Genomic DNA, 16647 nt, shown 5'->3' with positions numbered 1-16647 from the left:
GGATTTGCAAATACACGATGCGTGAAAATACAGGCCAGAACACACGAGACAGACGCATTGTCGTTTTTGGAGTCGCAATTTTTATTTGTGTTTTCCTTGGCCCGTTTGGCACAGGTGACGACTTGAACTTATGGGATCGTGTCGCGTTCTGGACTGTGGCGATAAGTACCGTCGGCATCTTTATGGAAATTTGCATACTGGCGACACTTGAAAGCAAGTGGCTCGTAAAATTGCCAAGCCTCATTATCATCGCAATCGGGTCTGCAATCGCTGGTTTTCCAGGCGCTTCTGTTGTCATTACGCTCAACAAAATTTTTCGACCTGAGCACCTAGAAGACTCGCAGTTTCCCGAACTGTGGCTGAAGGTCACAATAATGGGAGTCCTTATCGCTGGACTAGAACTCTTGATCAGTGCTCGCAATCAAACTGCCCAAGAAGAGGCGACAAATCGTGAGCCAAAAGATGGCGCCGACAAACCGGCCATTCTAAAAACGCCTCGCCTGCTGCAACGTTTGCCAGCACGTTTGCGCGAAGGGCAGGTCATCTCAATGTCTATGCAGGATCACTATGTAGAAGTAACTACGACTAAAGGAAGCGAGATGATCTTGATGCGCCTTAGCGACGCAATGGACCTGCTCGATGGGATAGAAGGGGCGCAAACTCATCGCTCCCACTGGGCCGCCAGTGCACATGCAGACACGCTGTCGCGTGCAGGCCGACGTCATGAACTCAAACTCAAAGATGGGCGTTCAGTTCCGGTAAGCAGCAGTTACCGAGACGCTGTAGAACGCATGCTAAACGAAAAAGGGCAGGCCTAAGCCTGCCCTTTCTAACCGCCCAACAGCGAGATTACATATTGGGATAATTCGGCCCATCACCACCTTGCGGCGTGACCCAAGTGATGTTCTGGCTCGGGTCTTTGATGTCACATGTTTTACAATGCACGCAGTTCTGGAAGTTGATCACAAAATTGTCGTCAACCACTTCATATACACCCGCTGGGCAATAACGCTGCGCAGGTTCGGCATAATGAGGCATGTTCACCGCCATCGGCACCATCTTGTCGCCTAGTTGCAAATGCGCTGGCTGGCTTTCTTCATGGTTGGTAAAGCTGAACGCAACATTCGTAAGACGATCAAAACTGAGCGTGCCATCGGGCTTTGGATACTCAATTGGTTCGTGCGCCGCAGCTTTACCGGTTGCGTCAGCATCATTTTTGCCGTGCTTCATCGTCCCTAGCAAAGAGAAGCCAAATGTATTCGTCCACATGTCGAACCCGCCAACTGAGAGCGAAGCGACAAGGCCGTATTTGCTCCAAAGCGGCTTCACGTTGCGCACTTTGTGTAGATCCTTGCCAATTTCACCAGAGCGCACGTTTGCTTCATAATCACTCAGCTCATCACCAGACCGGTCTTGCCCAATAGCAGCATACGCCGCTTCCGCCGCGGCCATGCCAGAGAGCATCGCGTTATGATTGCCCTTGATACGCGCCACGTTAACCATGCCAACGGAACAACCGAGCAAGGCAACGCCAGGTGCAACCATTTTCGGCATCGACTGCGCCCCGCCCTCAGAAATAGCGCGCGCACCGTAAGCGACGCGTTTGCCACCTTTGAGCAGATCAGCAACCATCGGGTGATGCTTGAAACGCTGGAATTCCATGTAGGGGAACAGATGCGGGTTTTCATAGTTCAGATGAACCACAAAACCGACGTAAACTTGATTATTATCAAGGTGATAAATGAACGAACCGCCACCGGCATTGCTGCCCAAAGGCCAACCCATTGTGTGGGTGACAGACCCTTCTTTGTGCTTGGCCGGATCAATTTCCCAGATCTCTTTCATGCCTAGGCCGAATTTCTGTGGCTCTTTCCCTTTGGAGAGATCGTACTTCGCGATCACCTCTTTGCTCAACGAGCCGCGCACACCTTCGCTAAGGAAAACGTACTTGCCATGTAATTCCATACCCGGCTCAGAATTGGGGCCGAGCGATCCATCCGCTTCAAGCCCGAACACGCCAGCAACAACACCTTTGACCTCGCCATTGTCACCATAAACCAATTCGGAACAGGCCATGCCTGGGAAAATTTCAACACCCAGCTCTTCCGCTTGCTCCGCCATCCAGCGACAGACATTTCCCATAGAAACGATGTAGTTGCCGTGGTTGTTCATCAGCGGTGGCATTGCGAAGTTCGGGATACGGATTTGACCCGCTTCACCCAAGGCGTAGAAATTATCGTCCTTCACAGGCACGTTCAACGGCGCGCCCTTTTCTTTCCAGTCTGGAATAAGTTGGTTCAAACCAATCGGATCAAGGACAGCACCAGACAAAATATGCGCGCCCACTTCAGACCCTTTTTCCAACACAACAACCTGCAAATCAGCATCCAGTTGCTTCAAACGGATTGCTGCGGACAGCCCCGCTGGGCCCGCGCCCACGATCACTACGTCGTATTCCATCGCTTCGCGTTCGATCTCAGACATGATGGCTCCTCTCGTGAGCAAGAAATAATGTTGCGCCGATGGGTATCAAGGCATGCCCAATAGGGTCAATCGGAACGATACGTAAATCGTGCCGTTTCAGCAGAAAAAACTACGCATTCGCGTGAATATGCTTATACGATGATCATCACTTGCATTTAACCACATGCTCGGGGCAATCTGAGCGCTGAAATAGACAAGTGTGCAGCGCCGGTTTGTCCGGCGTTTTTGTATATATATTCATGCCAAACTGGCACTTTAGACGAAGACGGGGTCGCCCATGGAAAAGATACCGATGACCAAAGCTGGCCATACGGCCGTTGAGGTAGAACTCAAGAACCTAAAAACGGTGGAACGTCCTGCAATTATCGCAGCGATTGCAGAAGCGCGCGAACATGGCGATCTCTCAGAAAATGCCGAATACCACTCCGCACGTGAAAAACACAGCTTCATCGAAGGCCGCGTAAAACAACTCGAGGGCGTGCTATCCTTGGCGACAGTGATTGACCCAAGCACGCTGAGCGGCACAATCAAATTTGGCGCGACTATCACGCTTGTTGATGAAGACACCGATGAAGAAAAAACGTGGCAAATTGTCGGCGAACACGAAGCAAACATCGAAGAGGGATTGCTTAATATCAAATCCCCGATTGCACGTGCTTTGATTGGCAAGGACGAAGGTGATAGCGTCGAAGTGCGCACTCCCGGCGGTGGCAAATCTTACGAAGTGCTTAAAGTCGAATATATTTAAACCGTGGTTTTTCCACAGGTGAAGAGCGAAAGAAGTGAGCATGGCTGACGGCTCTGACGGTAAATCAACACCACTGGGCATCTATGACCGCCCAGGAAAATCCCCGATCACGGGGATCGAAATCATCGCGATTGCGCTGAGCCTGTTGTGGCTGTTGGGCGCTGCGATTTTCTTTCTTACGCTCCCGAGCGAAGCGGCTGTCGAGAGCACAGGCGGCTTGCGTTTCTTAATGACGATGCTTGCAATTTTCATGCCTGTCGCAATGATCTGGGTTGCAGCAACAGCTGCGCGCTCCAGCCGTGTGATGCGCGAAGAAAGTCAGCGTTTACAAGCGGCTATTGACGGCATTCGTCAGGCTTATGTGGCTCAAAGCCAAGGGCGCAACATGGCCGCAGAACCCTCAGTCACCCGCAAGTTGGATGAAATTGCAGCAGCGCAACGTAAGACTGAAACAACGCTCGCGACCTTTTCCACCAAGCGTGACACGGCCCCTGTACGTAAGCCAGCGCCGGTAGAACAGACCGCTGCCGACCCTTCCGAGCAAGCCAGCCTTGCGCTTGGCACTCAAGCGGCGGAAATGGCGCCGCCGCTAGAACGGGATGTGTTGATCCGTGCTTTGAATTTTCCAGAGGACGCCAACGATAAAGCCGGTTTTGACGCCTTGCGTGATGCTTTGAAAGATAGAACATCAGCGCAACTTATTCAGGCGGCGCAGGACGTACTGACCCTTCTGAGCCAAGACGGCATTTATATGGATGACTTGCGCCCGGATGCTGCGCGCCCAGAGATTTGGCGCAGCTTTGCTGCGGGCGAACGTGGTCGCGCCATTGCGGCACTTGGTGGGATACGAGATCGCTCTTCACTCGCGCTTTCAGCGGCTCGCATGAAGCAAGACACGATTTTTCGCGACGCGGCACATCACTTTCTTCGTCGTTTCGACAAGAGTTTTTCAGAATTCGAGGAAATCGCGACCGACGCTGAAATCGCTGCCCTATCCAGCACACGAACTGCGCGCGCTTTCATGCTTTTGGGCCGCGTTGCAGGGACATTTGACTAGGTAAACTCGGTCAAAGACAACGTATTTCCGCAGGGATCTTTGAACCAAGCGATCTTATCGCCATTCGGGGTTGTCCAAATACCCAACGCATCCTGCTCCATGTGCTCAAACTTTAAAAATTCGATGCCTTTGGAAACCAGCTTTGTGATCTCAGACCTCATGTCGGAAACCTGCCAACCGTGCACCGTATAGGGTGGCGGCAAAAGCGCATCTACGATCTGCACACGCAACATTTGACCTTTGTCATCAAATACCAGCGCGAATGGTGACACGTCGAGAAGCGTCAAGCCGACAGCATCCCGATAGAACGATTTCGCAAGATCAGGCTGCGCCGTCGCGATGAAAGATATAGGACGACGCTCGCTCATTTCAGCCCACTTTCATCCTTAAAACAGGTCATATGGAATGAAGCGCACGGGCGTGCCATGCACGATGTCTATTGCGCCATCTGGCAATTCGACCAACCCCTCCGCCCAGCTCAAGCCACTGACGCGCCCTGAGCCTTCTGACTTGAACACTTCAACCTGACCAACGCGCAAACGTGCGCGCAAGAATTCGCGTCGTCCCGCCTTTTTGTTCTTTTCAAATGCGGCGGGCACCATAAAGCCATTTGGCGTTGACCATCCCGCACCGCTTAACAACTTCAAAGCGGGGCGCGCAAAGATCAATGTGCACACCAAAGCCGCGACAGGATTCCCTGGCAATCCAAAGATCGGAACACCGTCCCAAACGCCTAACGCCAAGGGACGCCCCGGCTTCAGCGCAATTCGCCAAAGCGCAAGCGATCCTGTCTCTGCAAGAAGCGCGGACATATGATCTTCATCCCCTGCGGACGCGCCACCTGACGTAAGGATCGCATCACATTTAGCGGCACCTGCGTCCAACATCCCTTTGAGCGTTGCCCGCTTATCCGGCGCGCGCCCTAGGTCAATTGCTTCAAATCCCCATTCGCGTAGCTGCGCCAACAGCATCGGACGGTTCGCGTCATAGATTTGGCCATCCCGCGCAGTTTGACCGGTTTCAACCAGCTCATCCCCCGTCGACAACACACCAACACGTAAAGGCGTATACGTGTGAACCTCTGCAACCCCAACAGCGCTGAGCAAGGCTGCATCTGCTGGCGTCACTTTGCGCCCAGCGCGCAAAATCGTTTCTCCGACGCGCACATCTTCACCAGCGCGCCGTGTATTGCTGCCTGTTTTGATTGGCCCATTAAAAGCAATCCGCGTTCCGTCATTACGCACATCTTCTTGCAGAACAACCGTATCGACACCATCAGGCAAAGCGGCCCCAGTCAAAATGCGAATAGCCCAGCCCGACGGCACATGGCCGTCAAAACGCAAACCAGCTGCCGCGCGCCCGTCCACGAGCGGAAGTTCAAAGGGGCCGTCGCCAAGCACACTCGCACTGGCGAAACCAAACCCGTCAACAGCCGTATTCGGCAGCGGTGGATTAGAGCGCAGCGCACTAACGTCAGACGAAAGAACCCTTCCTACAGCACGCTCCACAGACTTCGTCGTGCTTTGCACCACAGGCTTTAATCGCGCGCGAAGCATCTGCAAAGCGTCATCCACTGGTGTCCAATCAATACCAGCGGGCAATGCAAAACAATCATTGGACAATTTTGGCGGCTCGAGGGTTGTCGCCAAAGTTTGCAAATCACTCGAATAACCTGCACCAAGGATCGCGCCCTCAATAGGGGACGACACATCCATCATTTCAGCGAGCTTAGACGCTTCAAGACCCGCCAATGCCTTTGACAAAAGCCGCACTTGCGCAGCATCTCTTAATTCACCGTTTTTCTCCGCCTCCTTCACGACAGGACCCAACAAGGATGGCCAGATCTCTGCCAACACAATCGGCGCGTCCGCCGCTTCGAATGGCCATACAGACACTTCATTACCAAAGCGTTTACGCAACCGATGCAAAACCGGCAGACCCATCAAGACTTGCGCACCAACTGCACCTGCACCCGCAAGCTGCCAACATGTAAACAGCCCTTGCTCAGCCTGCTCACACCCACGTTTTTCAGGCAGGTCGTGCAAAGAATAAACAGACTTGTTTCGCTCCAAACCAGCAATATCTCGCTTCAACGGATTACCCCAAAACGGACCATCTCCGCCGAAAGCCCTATTTATCTCAGCAGCAACGTCAAATCGGTTGTTGTCACCTTTTGCATCATCGGTAATCCGCGCTGCAAGCCAGTCCCAAACGCCAAAGGGATCATCAGATCCAATCAAGCTCTGCGCAAAACCTTTGGGATAAGCAAAAGGAAAGTCGAAACTCGCAAGTACACGATGCCCCCGTGCGCGCTCTGCACTCAAACGCGCGATTAACCAAGCTTCCGCCTCAAGACGCGAGCGCATATAAAGCGGTGGTTCTACATTAGTATCGCTGGCAACGCCGATCCAAATCGCATCCTTTTTCGGTGTCGGCCCCGATGCTTTGCCAGAGGCCCAATCAACAACGATAAAAGTGTCAAACGTCATTCCCAACGCTCCAGCAGACCCACATCCTGCAAGATAAAATCAGCGATCAGAGCCGTCGCATTCAGATCAAAAACGGGGCGATCCACGTCCAGCGTGCGGTCTGCTGCGAAAGCGCGCACAGTCTCATCCGCGATCAGGGCATTGCCAGTTTCATGGCGATGCGCCTCGATCTTTGGATGCTTGTCGCGCTTGTACCCCTCCACCAAAACCAGATCAACTGGGGCGAGCTTGGCCAGCAATTCTTCAAGTGCCGGTTCATCTTCATCGCTCAGTTCATGCATCAAAGCAAAGCGGTTACGCGATGCCAAAAGAACTTCACGTGCGCCCGCCGCACGGTGGCGGTAGCTGTCTTTCCCAACGTGATCCACATCAAAACTATGGTGCGCATGTTTGACCGTCGAAACAGAATATCCTCGCAAAGTAATCTCGCTGACAAGGCGCTCCATCAACCCCGTCTTACCCGCGTTTTTCCAACCGACCACGCCATAAATCTTCATATCAAGCCCTCAGCACGCGCTAAATCTTCGGGCGTGTTCACGTTAAAGAAAGGATCAAACGGCTCTGCTTCAAACATTGCTTCGCGCCCTCCATGTTGATCGCTCCAAAGCACAACTTTGCGCAGTCCACCCTCAAGCGCGCGGCGCAAATCATCACGCAAGGCAACTGGCCACACGCCAAACGTCGGGTGGCGATTGCGCCCACGTTCGCTATCCGGCGTCGCCGCAAGGACCAAAGGATGTTCCATACCCTCAGCCGCCGTCATCAGACGCGGCACCAGATCACAGGGAAAAAATGGCGTATCAGCCGCAGCCGTCACAATCGTTTCAAACCCTTGCTCATACGCATAATCTAAACCTGCTAGCACACCAGCCAACGGCCCAACAAAACCAGCGATACTATCCCCAACCACGGGAATGGTTGTATCCTCGAACCGGCTCGGATCACCGTTGGCGTTCAACACAAGCGCACTCACCTGCGGCTGCAATCGGGCGATGACATGGCTCAGCAAACTACGATCGCCAAGCATCAAACGCCCTTTGTCACCACCCCCCATGCGCCTCGCCTGTCCGCCTGCAAGGATCACACCTAAGGGCTGCTTCATGCCGCACCCTTTCGGCCAGATTTCTTCGGCTCATCCTTAATCTGTGCCAAATCCGCATCCCAGATAATCCGGTCTGCCCCTGCCAAACACTGAAACCGCTTGCCACGCAAACGTCCGATCAAGGTAAGCCCAACCTGCTCTGCCAGCTCCACACCCCAAGCCGTAAAACCAGAACGCGACACAAGCACAGGGATTCCCATATGCGCACATTTGATTACCATCTCCGAGGTCAAACGCCCCGTCGTATAAAGAATCTTATCGCCCGCAGATGCCTGTTCCTGCACCATCCATCCTGCAATCTTATCGACTGCATTGTGCCGCCCAACGTCCTCCATGTAGACCAAAGGCTGATCCTCCTTGCACAGCACTGTCCCATGAATGGCACCTGCATTCAGATAAAGCGACGGTGTCGTATTAATCTTATGCGCCAACGCATAAAGCCAAGAGGTGCGCAATTGTGCCTTCGGCAAAACAACCCCATCCAGCCCTTCCATCATGTCACCAAAAACAGTTCCAACTGCGCAGCCTGATGTGCGGGTCTTCTTCTTTAGTTTCTCTTCATGATTGGTCGGCGCACTCGTGCGGACAACGACAATTTCAAGCTCTGCATCATAGTCAATCTGCGTGACCGCGCCGGCCCCTTCCAGCATGCCTTGATTACGCAAAAAGCCAAGCGCAAGATATTCGGGATAATCGCCAATCGTCATTGCAGTGACAATCTCTTGTGAATTCAGGTAGATCGTCAAAGGGCGCTCTTCGATCACGTCCTGCGCGACCTCTGATCCTGTTTGATCGACGCCCACAACGCGGCGCGTCAGCCGCACGCGGCTAAGGTCAGGTGCGATGATATATTCGCTTAAGTCGTTCAACGTCCACTCCTCAGGGCTCGCGATTGCAAAACTACGATTTGCAAGATAGCTGCATTTGCACAGCCGCAATGTAAAGGTCGCCCATGGCATCCACTAGCCTCAAATCAGCCTATCACGCAGGCATTCGCGACGGCGCACCCTTTATGTTGGTGATCGCACCCTTCGCCATGCTCTTCGGCGTCCTTGCAACCGAAGCTGGCCTTAGCGTTTTCGAAACACTTTCATTCTCAGTTGTTGTCATCGCCGGCGCCGCACAATTCACCGCATTGCAACTCATGACAGAAGAAGCACCCACCTTTGTCGTGCTTGCTTCTGCACTTGCGGTCAATCTGCGCATGGCAATGTACTCCGCCTCCCTGACGCCGCACATTGGTGCCGCACCCTTATGGCAACGTGCGATCGCGGCCTATTTCACCGTCGATCAAAGCTATGCTGTTTCGATCACCAAATATGAAACAGCGCCCGAAATGTCGCCCCAAGAAAAAATCGCCTATTTCTTTGGAACCGTCACGCCCGTTTGCCCCTTGTGGTGGATCTTCACACTGGTTGGCGCGATAGTTGGCGCAGCAATTCCCGCGTCCTTCGCGCTTGATTTCGCAGTGCCCATCACATTTCTTGCCATCGTCGCCCCCGCGTTGCGCACGCGGGCACATATTGGGGCGGCAATCACAGCGGCCTTTCTATCATTGCTGCTGTTCTCAGTCCCCTTCAACCTTGGCATCTTACTCGCTGGCATGGGCGGAATGATGGTCGGCGCACGGATCGAAACTATGACAGATGAGGGCGCCCAATGATCGATAGAACAGAACTCTGGATTGTTATCATCGGCCTTGGCATCGGTAGTTTCGCGCTTCGTTTCGCCTTTACGGGCCTTGTGGGCGACCGCCAACTCCCTGTCTGGCTCATGCGTCACTTGCGCTACACGGCCGTCGGCATTCTCCCTGCAATTATCGCCCCTGCAGTTCTGTGGCCCGCGGCCACACAAGGCGATTTCGATCTACCGCGTGTAAGCGCAGCTCTCGTCACCCTCACGCTCGGGCTCATCTGGAAGAATGTCGTTGGCTCAATAATCGGCGGAATCGCGACGCTCTATGCATTACAAATCTTGTTAAACTAAACATGATAATGAGTGCCCCTTCATTTTTCTAAATAAACTCCGGGGGTTTGGGGGCTGGCCCCCAAGGGTCAATCAAGCGACCAAAGTTTCGGCACTCTTAAGATCAACCGAAACCAACTGACTGACACCCTGCTCAGCCATGGTCACACCGAACAATCTATCCATACGCGCCATCGTTACCGCGTGGTGTGTGATGATCAAAAAACGCGTGTCCGTGCGGCGGCACATCTCGTCCAGCAAATCACAAAAGCGCGTCACGTTTGCATCGTCCAACGGCGCGTCAACCTCGTCCAAAACACAAATCGGTGCAGGGTTCGCCAAGAACACAGCAAAGATCAAAGCCATAGCCGTCAACGTCTGCTCTCCACCCGACAAAAGCGACAGCGTTGAAAGTTTCTTACCCGGCGGCTGACACATGATCTCAAGACCTGCCTCAAGCGGGTCATCACTCTCCACCAGCACCAAATTCGCCTCGCCCCCGCCAAACAAATGCGTAAACAAGAGCGAAAAGTTACTGTTCACTTGCTCAAATGCCGTCAAAAGCCGTTCGCGACCTTCGCGATTCAATCCTGCAATGCCCCCGCGCAACGTCTTGATGGCCTCTTCAAGATCTGCCTTTTCACCCACCAAAGTGTCATGCTCGACTTGCACATCTTTGGCATCCTCCTCAGCACGCAAATTCACCGCGCCCAATGCATCACGCTGACGCTTGAGCCGGTTCACATCAGCTTCAATCGCCCCAGATGCGGGCATCTTGTCCACATCGATCTGCAAACTTTCCAACAAATTAGCGGGTGTCGTTTCCATTTCTTCCGAAATACGCTCCGCCGCATAAGAAACCGTCTCGCGGGCCGCATCACAGCGGGCTTCAGACCGTGCACGCGCCTCTCTCGCCTCGGATGCGCCACGCTCTGCATCGCGCTCTGCTTGAACCGCTGCGCGCAAAGCTGTCTCCGCCTCTGCCAATGCATCGCTTGCAGAGTTGCGCCGCGCTTCAGCAGTATCAATCGCATCCGTCAATTCTTCGCGCTTGGCCGTGATTTCAGCGGGCGCGGCACTTGCTTCTTTCAGATCCACCTCAGAGCTTGTTTTGCGCTCGACCAGTTCCGCTATGCGCTTTTCCGCTGTTTCCAAGCGATGGCGCCAACCACTGACTTCCTTGGTCACTTCTTGCGAACGCTTGATCCGTGCATCACCTTCACGGCGAAGTTCATCGTGTTGCGAACGTCGCGCCATCATCGTGATCCGCGAGGCTTCGACGGTCATCTTTACATCTTCAACACCGGCGCGCGCGTCTTCTAGATCGCCAAGCTCCGCAACAGCCGCTTCCGCGTCTTGCACCTGCTTGCGCGCAGCCATCGCATCTTCTTCATGGCGCGTCACCGCTAGGCCAAGGCTCTCCAACTTGCCTTCGGCCAAATTACGATCTGCTTCAGCACGGCTCAACGCGCGCGCGGCGTCATTCACCAGACGATCCGCTTCTTTACGCGCCTCACGCGCATCGCGGTCAGCCCGCGTCAACTCAGTCAAGCGGTTGGTCAAAGTCTCATGCGCGCGCTGCGCAGCCTCAACCCGCGACGTCGCGCGCTCCATTTCTTGCTTGAGAACCTCAAGTCGGTTCAACTGCTCCAAACGCAAAGCTGCCGCCGATGGCGCATCTTCCGCCCAAGCGCGATACCCGTCCCAGCGCCATAAATCACCCTCAAGCGAAACAAGACGTTGACCCGGTTTCAACTGCGCTTGCAAGCGCTGGCCATCATCCGCGTCGACCAAACCAATCTGGCTTGCACGGCGATCCAAGACCTCTGGCACAGACACATGTCGCGCCAATGATGTCACACCCTCTGGCAAAGGCTGACGCCCCTCATAACTTGGCAAAATACGCCAGCCAGACGGCCCATCGCTTTCCACTTCAGGCGCGCGCAAGTCATCGGCCAATGCCGCGCCCAGCGCTTTTTCAAAGCCTTGCTCAACCTGCAAGCGGTCCAAAATCTGACCACCCTCAGCCGTGTCGCGCTCCAACAATTTCGCCAATGCTGTGACCTCAGCGCGCAACGCATTGGCTTCACCTTCCGCCTCGGACCTTTCAGCCCGCGCGTCCGATTCCAACGCTTGCGTCTGTGTACGTGCCACCTCTGCTGCGCTCAGCGCCGCATCCGCACGTTCAGCCGTTGCGATTGCTGCGCTTTCTTTGCCCGCCGCCGCTTGCATATCCGATTCCGCCTGCGCCAAAGCTGCACGGCTGCCTTCAACCGCCGCGCGCGCGCGTTCCGCTTCGCCGTCACTGCGCTCCAGCATTTTGCGACTATCGGCCAAAACGCGGTACGCAGACTGATGCCGCGCCGCCAAACGCGCGACATCTTCCGTGCGCTCGGAAAGATCCGCTTCACGCTCTTGCAAGATGGCCGCCGCAGAACGAGCCTGCTCCGCAGCAGCTTCCAAGCGATCTTCTTGCCCCTCAGAGGCTTTCGCTAACTCGCGCGCTTCCCATTCCAAACGTTCAATCGTCTCACCGGCATCGCGGTTCAACGCCGCTTCACGCTCCGTATCTTTGTCGAGCTGGATGATGCGATTTTGTAGTGTCTCGATAGTTTGGAGCGCACGGCTTTCTTGATCGTTCAAAGTATCGCGCTGTACGATCAAACGCTGTAAAACCGCCGCGGCTATCGCTTCCTCTTCGCGTAAAGGTGGCAGAAACCCTTCGCTCTCTTGTCTGGCTTTAGCGGCTAAACGCGCGGCACTTTCAGCTTGCGCCGTAGCTGTCGTGCGTTCACGCAATTCTTCTTCAGCACTCAGTCGTGCTTCGTCAGCCTCTCGCCAACGACGATACAAAAGCATGCCTTCAGCTTGCCGTAACTCATCACCGATCGCGCGATATCGCGCGGCTTGACGCGCCTGGCGCGCCAATTGACCAAGTTGCGCAGCCAGTTGCTCAATCACATCATCAACGCGTGCGAGGTTAGTTTCAGCACCCTTCAGCTTCAACTCTGCCTCATGACGGCGCTGATAAAGACCTGATATCCCTGCTGCTTCCTCCAAGATCCGCCGTCGGTTCTTTGGCTTGGCATTGATCAACTCTGCAATCTGACCTTGGCGCACAAGTGCAGGCGAATGCGCGCCAGTCGACGCATCCGCAAACAACATCTGCACGTCGCGTGCGCGCACATCTTTTCCGTTGGTTTTGTAAGCAGACCCGACATCGCGCGTGATCCTGCGCACCACGTCTAATGTATCAAGATCATTGAACCCCGCCGGTGCCAGCCGCTCGGAGTTATCAATCTGTAAACTCACCTCTGCGAAATTGCGCGCGGGCCGCGTCGAGGCTCCGGCAAAGATTACATCTTCCATTCCGCCCCCGCGCATTGCGGTCGGGCGATTTTCACCCATCACCCAGCGCAGCGCTTCTAGCAAATTTGACTTGCCACAACCGTTCGGCCCCACAACCCCCGTCAAGCCATCAGCAATAATCAGGTCCGTGGGGTCCACGAAACTCTTGAAGCCTTGCAGTTTGAGTTTGGAAAAGCGCACGTTTGCTGCTCTCGCGGATGATTCTTCGGTAAGTGACTGTGATCAGCGACATTGCACGTGTCAACGCAAGCTCTCCCTATATGGACCAACTATACGAGTTATCCACAAGATATTGCGTCAAAGCTGCTATTTTTAGGGCATAGACCACTTCGCATTCCCGACCCGCTATGTCGCTATCGATCTTGACAGCCAAGCTGATTCAGGGCCAAGTGAACGTATGCATGGTACCCGCGCCACGGCGCAAAGCGTCGGCGGGTCAAATGGGAATGCGGAAATGGGGGATCCAATCAGGGACCCAAAGCCGCAGCCGCCCCCGCGACTGTAAGCGGCGAGCGTTTTGGTAAATGTCACTGGATCTTCGGATCTGGGAAGACGCCAAAACGCATCGACCCGTGAGCCAGGAGACCAGCCTTGCATGAGTGAAACAAATCTGGCCGTCGGGTGTGACGGTTCTAGGAGAAAACTATGACGACTCAAACAGCGACAATCGCACGCTCTGACAGCTCAGCTCTCGGCCTCGCAATCGCAGTACTTGCAGGCGTGTTCCTGTTGATGGCATCCGGCATTGCGCAAGCGACCGTTTTGCACGACGCAGCGCACGACCAGCGTCACGCGATGGCGTTTCCCTGCCACTAAGCGCAGCGGTTTAACGACCCAATGACCAAAAATTTGCTGACCAGCGCGGTGCTCGCTGGCGTTGCTGCAGGGCTGATTGCCGCTCTGTTGCAATTTACGTTTGTGATCCCTCACTTGATGGAGGGGGAGCTTTACGAAACTGGCGCGCGCATCCATTTCGCAACAGATGGTTCAACCCAGTCTGACCGTGCACAGCCGTCTATCGGGACGGATTACGCACGCCACGGCATGACTGTTGCGTTCAACATGATCACCTACACGGGCTACGGGTTAATCCTGCTCGCGCTGATGATATTTGCCAATGACAAAGGTCATCCCTTAACGCCTCGCTCAGGTCTCATCTGGGGCGTTGCGGGCTTTATTGCCGTGCAACTCGCCCCCGGCATTGGTCAGCCTCCTGTGCTTCCTGGCGCTATCGGCTCCGAGGTCGGCCCGCGCCAAGCGTGGTGGGCAATGACGATCATCTTGACGGCAATTGCGCTGGCTTTAATCGCCTTTGGCAAAGGTTGGATTGCCCTACTGAGCATCCCGCTCTTGCTCGCTCCCCATATCATTGGCGCGCCGTATTTGGACACTTACTTCGGTGTGGCACCGCCAGAGCTTGCCGCGCGTTTCGCAGCGCTCAGCTTTGGAACCGCACTTGCAGGGTGGTCAAGCCTCGGGTTTCTCTGCGCATGGTTTTGGACCAAGGCAGATGAAGCTTAAAACATCAACGCGGCACGCGTCCTGCCAGACAGTGCCGCAAGCGACCCGCAGGGCGCGCATCTTCAATAGTGCCGCCCTCGGCGTTTCTATAAAGTTCGATCAAGGCCAGCGTATCCTCCAAATCACGCGTCGGATCGAGCGAATGGAACAAGTAAACGTCTTTCCCTTCTTTGCGCAAAGCCAAAGAAACAGGCGTGTCGCATTGGTTCATACAGGACGTCGTTTCAACACGCACGCCTTCGCCAACGCGCGAACGCAACACTTGCGCAAACGCTTCCCCTTGCGCACTCTCCCCCACAGCGGCACATGTGTCGCAAATGATAACGCGGGTCATATCTCGCACATCTTCGCCCAATCGGAGCCCTCTTATGCCTGCTAAAATTCCTGCCACTGTCATCACTGGTTTTCTTGGCGCGGGCAAGACCACGCTGATCCGTCACATGCTTGAAAATGCTCAAGGCAAGCGCATTGCACTCATCATCAATGAATTCGGCGACCTTGGCGTTGATGGCGATATCCTTAAAGGCTGCGGCGATGAAACCTGTACCGAAGATGACATCATGGAGCTGTCCAATGGCTGCATCTGCTGCACCGTTGCTGATGATTTTGTGCCCACCATGGAAAAGCTCCTCGCGCGCGAGAACAAGCCAGATCACATCGTCATCGAAACCTCTGGTCTTGCGCTGCCGCAACCCTTGATCCGCGCATTCAACTGGCCAGAGATTTCCACGCAAGTCACCGTCGATGGCGTTGTGACTGTTGTTGATGGCAAGGCCGTGTCCGAGGGGCGTTTCGCCCATAATGTTGCGGCCGTCGATGCCCAGCGCAAACTGGACGAAAACCTTGATCACGAAACACCCCTGTCCGAGTTGTTCGAGGATCAAATCGCCTGCGCTGATATGATTGTCGTAAACAAATCTGATCTTTTGGGTCCCGAGGCGTCCGATGCACTCGCCAAACAACTCAAATCCGAGAGCCGCGATGGCGTCCAAGTCGTCAAAGCCTCTATGGGCGCTTTGCCTGTCGACGTTCTGCTTGGCCAAGGCATCGGCGCAGAGGGCGATATGGACGCGCGCCATGAAGTGCATCACCACCATCATGATCACGAAGATGATCATCATGACGACCACCATGCCGATGATCACCATCACCACCATGATCACGATCACGACGCTTTCGAAAGCTTCGTTGTGGAACGCGGCGAAATCACCGATGCCACCAAATTTGCAGAGCAAGTCGCGGACGTCATTCGCGCCAACGACATTTTGCGCCTGAAAGGCTTCGCAGCAGTCGAGGGCAAACCGATGCGCCTTACTTTGCAAGCCGTTGGTCCGCGCGTAGATACATATTTCGACAAACCGTTTGGCAGCGACCCACGCATCACCCGCCTTGTCGTCATCGGCCAAGCAGGCCTTGATCACGCAGCAATCTCAGCTGCGCTCAAAGTCTGATGATTGTCGTTGAACCCACTTCACCGCGCGCGGCTGGTACACAAGACCTGTTAGAAATGAGCCATGCACTTATGCTCTCTCTCTTCTCACCGGAATCCTGCCATTTCTTGGATCTGGACGCGCTCGAAGCGGATAACATCCATCTTTTTGCAGCGCGCGAAGGGCAAGAAACCCTAGGAACAGGGGCGCTTGCCATCAAAGACGGATACGGCGAAGTGAAATCTATGTTCACATTAGAAGCGGCACGTGGGAAAGGCGTCGCCGCTGCACTCTTGCGTCAAATCGAGGACACAGCACGCGAACACGGCCTGCCAGCGCTCAAACTTGAAACCGGCGATAAGCTGCACGCGGCACACCGCCTTTATGAGCGGCACGGCTTTGCATTCTGTGGCCCTTTCGCAGATTACGAAGACATCCCCGAAAGCCTATTCATGGAAAAATCATTGGACGACGCCCAGTGA

17 protein-coding genes and 1 riboswitch are annotated in these 16647 nt (G+C 54.6%); of the genes, 9 read left to right on the top strand and 8 right to left on the bottom strand.

Annotation, left to right across the window (positions count from 1 at the left end; genetic code table 11):
* The first annotated feature begins 17 nt into the window (after positions 1 to 17).
* Complete coding sequence (locus ACTG3Z_RS10265; protein ID WP_439142980.1) at positions 18 to 818, top strand: LytTR family DNA-binding domain-containing protein; 801 nt, start codon at positions 18 to 20, stop codon at positions 816 to 818.
* Between the two features lie 31 nt (positions 819 to 849).
* Here the strand turns inward: ACTG3Z_RS10265 and ACTG3Z_RS10260 are convergent, their stop codons facing one another.
* Positions 850 to 2484, bottom strand: a complete 1635-nt coding sequence (locus ACTG3Z_RS10260; protein WP_439142979.1) for an electron transfer flavoprotein-ubiquinone oxidoreductase — start codon at positions 2482 to 2484, stop codon at positions 850 to 852.
* Between the two features lie 277 nt (positions 2485 to 2761).
* Here ACTG3Z_RS10260 and greA point away from each other — a divergent pair, with 277 nt between their 5' ends.
* Complete coding sequence (greA, locus tag ACTG3Z_RS10255) at positions 2762 to 3232, top strand: transcription elongation factor GreA (protein ID WP_439142978.1); 471 nt, start codon at positions 2762 to 2764, stop codon at positions 3230 to 3232.
* A gap of 40 nt (positions 3233 to 3272) precedes the next feature.
* Complete coding sequence (locus ACTG3Z_RS10250) at positions 3273 to 4289, top strand: hypothetical protein (protein ID WP_439142977.1); 1017 nt, start codon at positions 3273 to 3275, stop codon at positions 4287 to 4289.
* Here the strand turns inward: ACTG3Z_RS10250 and ACTG3Z_RS10245 are convergent.
* From ACTG3Z_RS10245 to ACTG3Z_RS10225, 5 genes are read right to left on the bottom strand one after another with little or no spacing between them, the layout of a single operon-like run.
* The gene (locus ACTG3Z_RS10245; protein ID WP_439142976.1) at positions 4286 to 4657 is read right to left on the bottom strand and encodes a VOC family protein; all 372 of its coding nucleotides are present in this window, start codon (positions 4655 to 4657) and stop codon (positions 4286 to 4288) included. The two genes, ACTG3Z_RS10250 and ACTG3Z_RS10245, sit on opposite strands and share 4 nt — an antisense overlap.
* Before the next feature lie 18 nt (positions 4658 to 4675).
* Complete coding sequence (locus ACTG3Z_RS10240) at positions 4676 to 6778, bottom strand: molybdopterin-binding protein (protein ID WP_439142975.1); 2103 nt, start codon at positions 6776 to 6778, stop codon at positions 4676 to 4678.
* Positions 6775 to 7275 (bottom strand): molybdopterin-guanine dinucleotide biosynthesis protein B, encoded by a 501-nt coding sequence (mobB, locus tag ACTG3Z_RS10235; RefSeq protein ID WP_439142974.1) that lies wholly within the window; start codon positions 7273 to 7275, stop codon positions 6775 to 6777. The genes ACTG3Z_RS10240 and mobB overlap by 4 nt, the downstream gene beginning before the upstream one ends.
* Positions 7272 to 7880: a molybdenum cofactor guanylyltransferase MobA gene (gene mobA / locus ACTG3Z_RS10230; protein ID WP_439142973.1), complete on the bottom strand. Its 609-nt coding sequence runs from the start codon at positions 7878 to 7880 to the stop codon at positions 7272 to 7274. The genes mobB and mobA overlap by 4 nt, the downstream gene beginning before the upstream one ends.
* Positions 7877 to 8749: a formate dehydrogenase accessory sulfurtransferase FdhD gene (locus ACTG3Z_RS10225; protein WP_439142972.1), complete on the bottom strand. Its 873-nt coding sequence runs from the start codon at positions 8747 to 8749 to the stop codon at positions 7877 to 7879. The genes mobA and ACTG3Z_RS10225 overlap by 4 nt, the downstream gene beginning before the upstream one ends.
* 83 nt (positions 8750 to 8832) lie before the next feature.
* Here ACTG3Z_RS10225 and ACTG3Z_RS10220 point away from each other — a divergent pair, with 83 nt between their 5' ends.
* Both ACTG3Z_RS10220 and ACTG3Z_RS10215 read left to right on the top strand, forming a co-directional pair.
* A complete protein-coding gene (locus ACTG3Z_RS10220; protein WP_439142971.1) occupies positions 8833 to 9543 on the top strand; it encodes an AzlC family ABC transporter permease in 711 nt (236 codons plus the stop codon).
* A complete protein-coding gene (locus ACTG3Z_RS10215; RefSeq protein ID WP_439142970.1) occupies positions 9540 to 9866 on the top strand; it encodes an AzlD domain-containing protein in 327 nt (108 codons plus the stop codon). The genes ACTG3Z_RS10220 and ACTG3Z_RS10215 overlap by 4 nt, the downstream gene beginning before the upstream one ends.
* Positions 9867 to 9938: 72 nt before the next feature.
* Here ACTG3Z_RS10215 and smc read toward each other — a convergent pair whose 3' ends face one another.
* Positions 9939 to 13394, bottom strand: coding sequence for a chromosome segregation protein SMC (smc, locus tag ACTG3Z_RS10210; protein ID WP_439142969.1), 3456 nt, complete (start codon positions 13392 to 13394; stop codon positions 9939 to 9941).
* 205 nt (positions 13395 to 13599) lie between these two features.
* A riboswitch (cobalamin riboswitch) is annotated at positions 13600 to 13822 on the top strand.
* Positions 13823 to 13859: 37 nt separating this feature from the next.
* On the opposite strand from smc, the gene ACTG3Z_RS10205 reads away from it, so the two are divergent.
* Both ACTG3Z_RS10205 and ACTG3Z_RS10200 read left to right on the top strand, forming a co-directional pair.
* On the top strand, positions 13860 to 14030 hold the full coding sequence (locus ACTG3Z_RS10205) for a CbtB domain-containing protein (protein ID WP_375264396.1): 171 nt from the start codon (positions 13860 to 13862) through the stop codon (positions 14028 to 14030).
* Positions 14031 to 14051: 21 nt separating this feature from the next.
* Positions 14052 to 14735 carry a CbtA family protein gene (locus tag ACTG3Z_RS10200; RefSeq protein ID WP_439142968.1) on the top strand — a complete coding sequence of 228 codons (684 nt, stop codon included), beginning with the start codon at positions 14052 to 14054 and terminating at the stop codon, positions 14733 to 14735.
* A gap of 4 nt (positions 14736 to 14739) precedes the next feature.
* On the opposite strand, the gene ACTG3Z_RS10195 is transcribed toward ACTG3Z_RS10200, so the two are convergent.
* Positions 14740 to 15069, bottom strand: coding sequence for a DUF1636 family protein (locus tag ACTG3Z_RS10195; protein WP_439142967.1), 330 nt, complete (start codon positions 15067 to 15069; stop codon positions 14740 to 14742).
* Positions 15070 to 15103: 34 nt separating this feature from the next.
* Here ACTG3Z_RS10195 and cobW point away from each other — a divergent pair, with 34 nt between their 5' ends.
* Both cobW and ACTG3Z_RS10185 read left to right on the top strand, forming a co-directional pair.
* Positions 15104 to 16186: a cobalamin biosynthesis protein CobW gene (gene cobW / locus ACTG3Z_RS10190; RefSeq protein ID WP_439142966.1), complete on the top strand. Its 1083-nt coding sequence runs from the start codon at positions 15104 to 15106 to the stop codon at positions 16184 to 16186.
* Positions 16186 to 16647, top strand: coding sequence for a GNAT family N-acetyltransferase (locus tag ACTG3Z_RS10185; protein ID WP_439142965.1), 462 nt, complete (start codon positions 16186 to 16188; stop codon positions 16645 to 16647). The genes cobW and ACTG3Z_RS10185 overlap by 1 nt, the downstream gene beginning before the upstream one ends.

Source organism: Planktotalea sp. (genome assembly GCF_965659345.1).
GTDB lineage: Bacteria > Pseudomonadota > Alphaproteobacteria > Rhodobacterales > Rhodobacteraceae > Planktotalea.
This window is presented reverse-complemented; position numbering and strand designations above follow the sequence as displayed.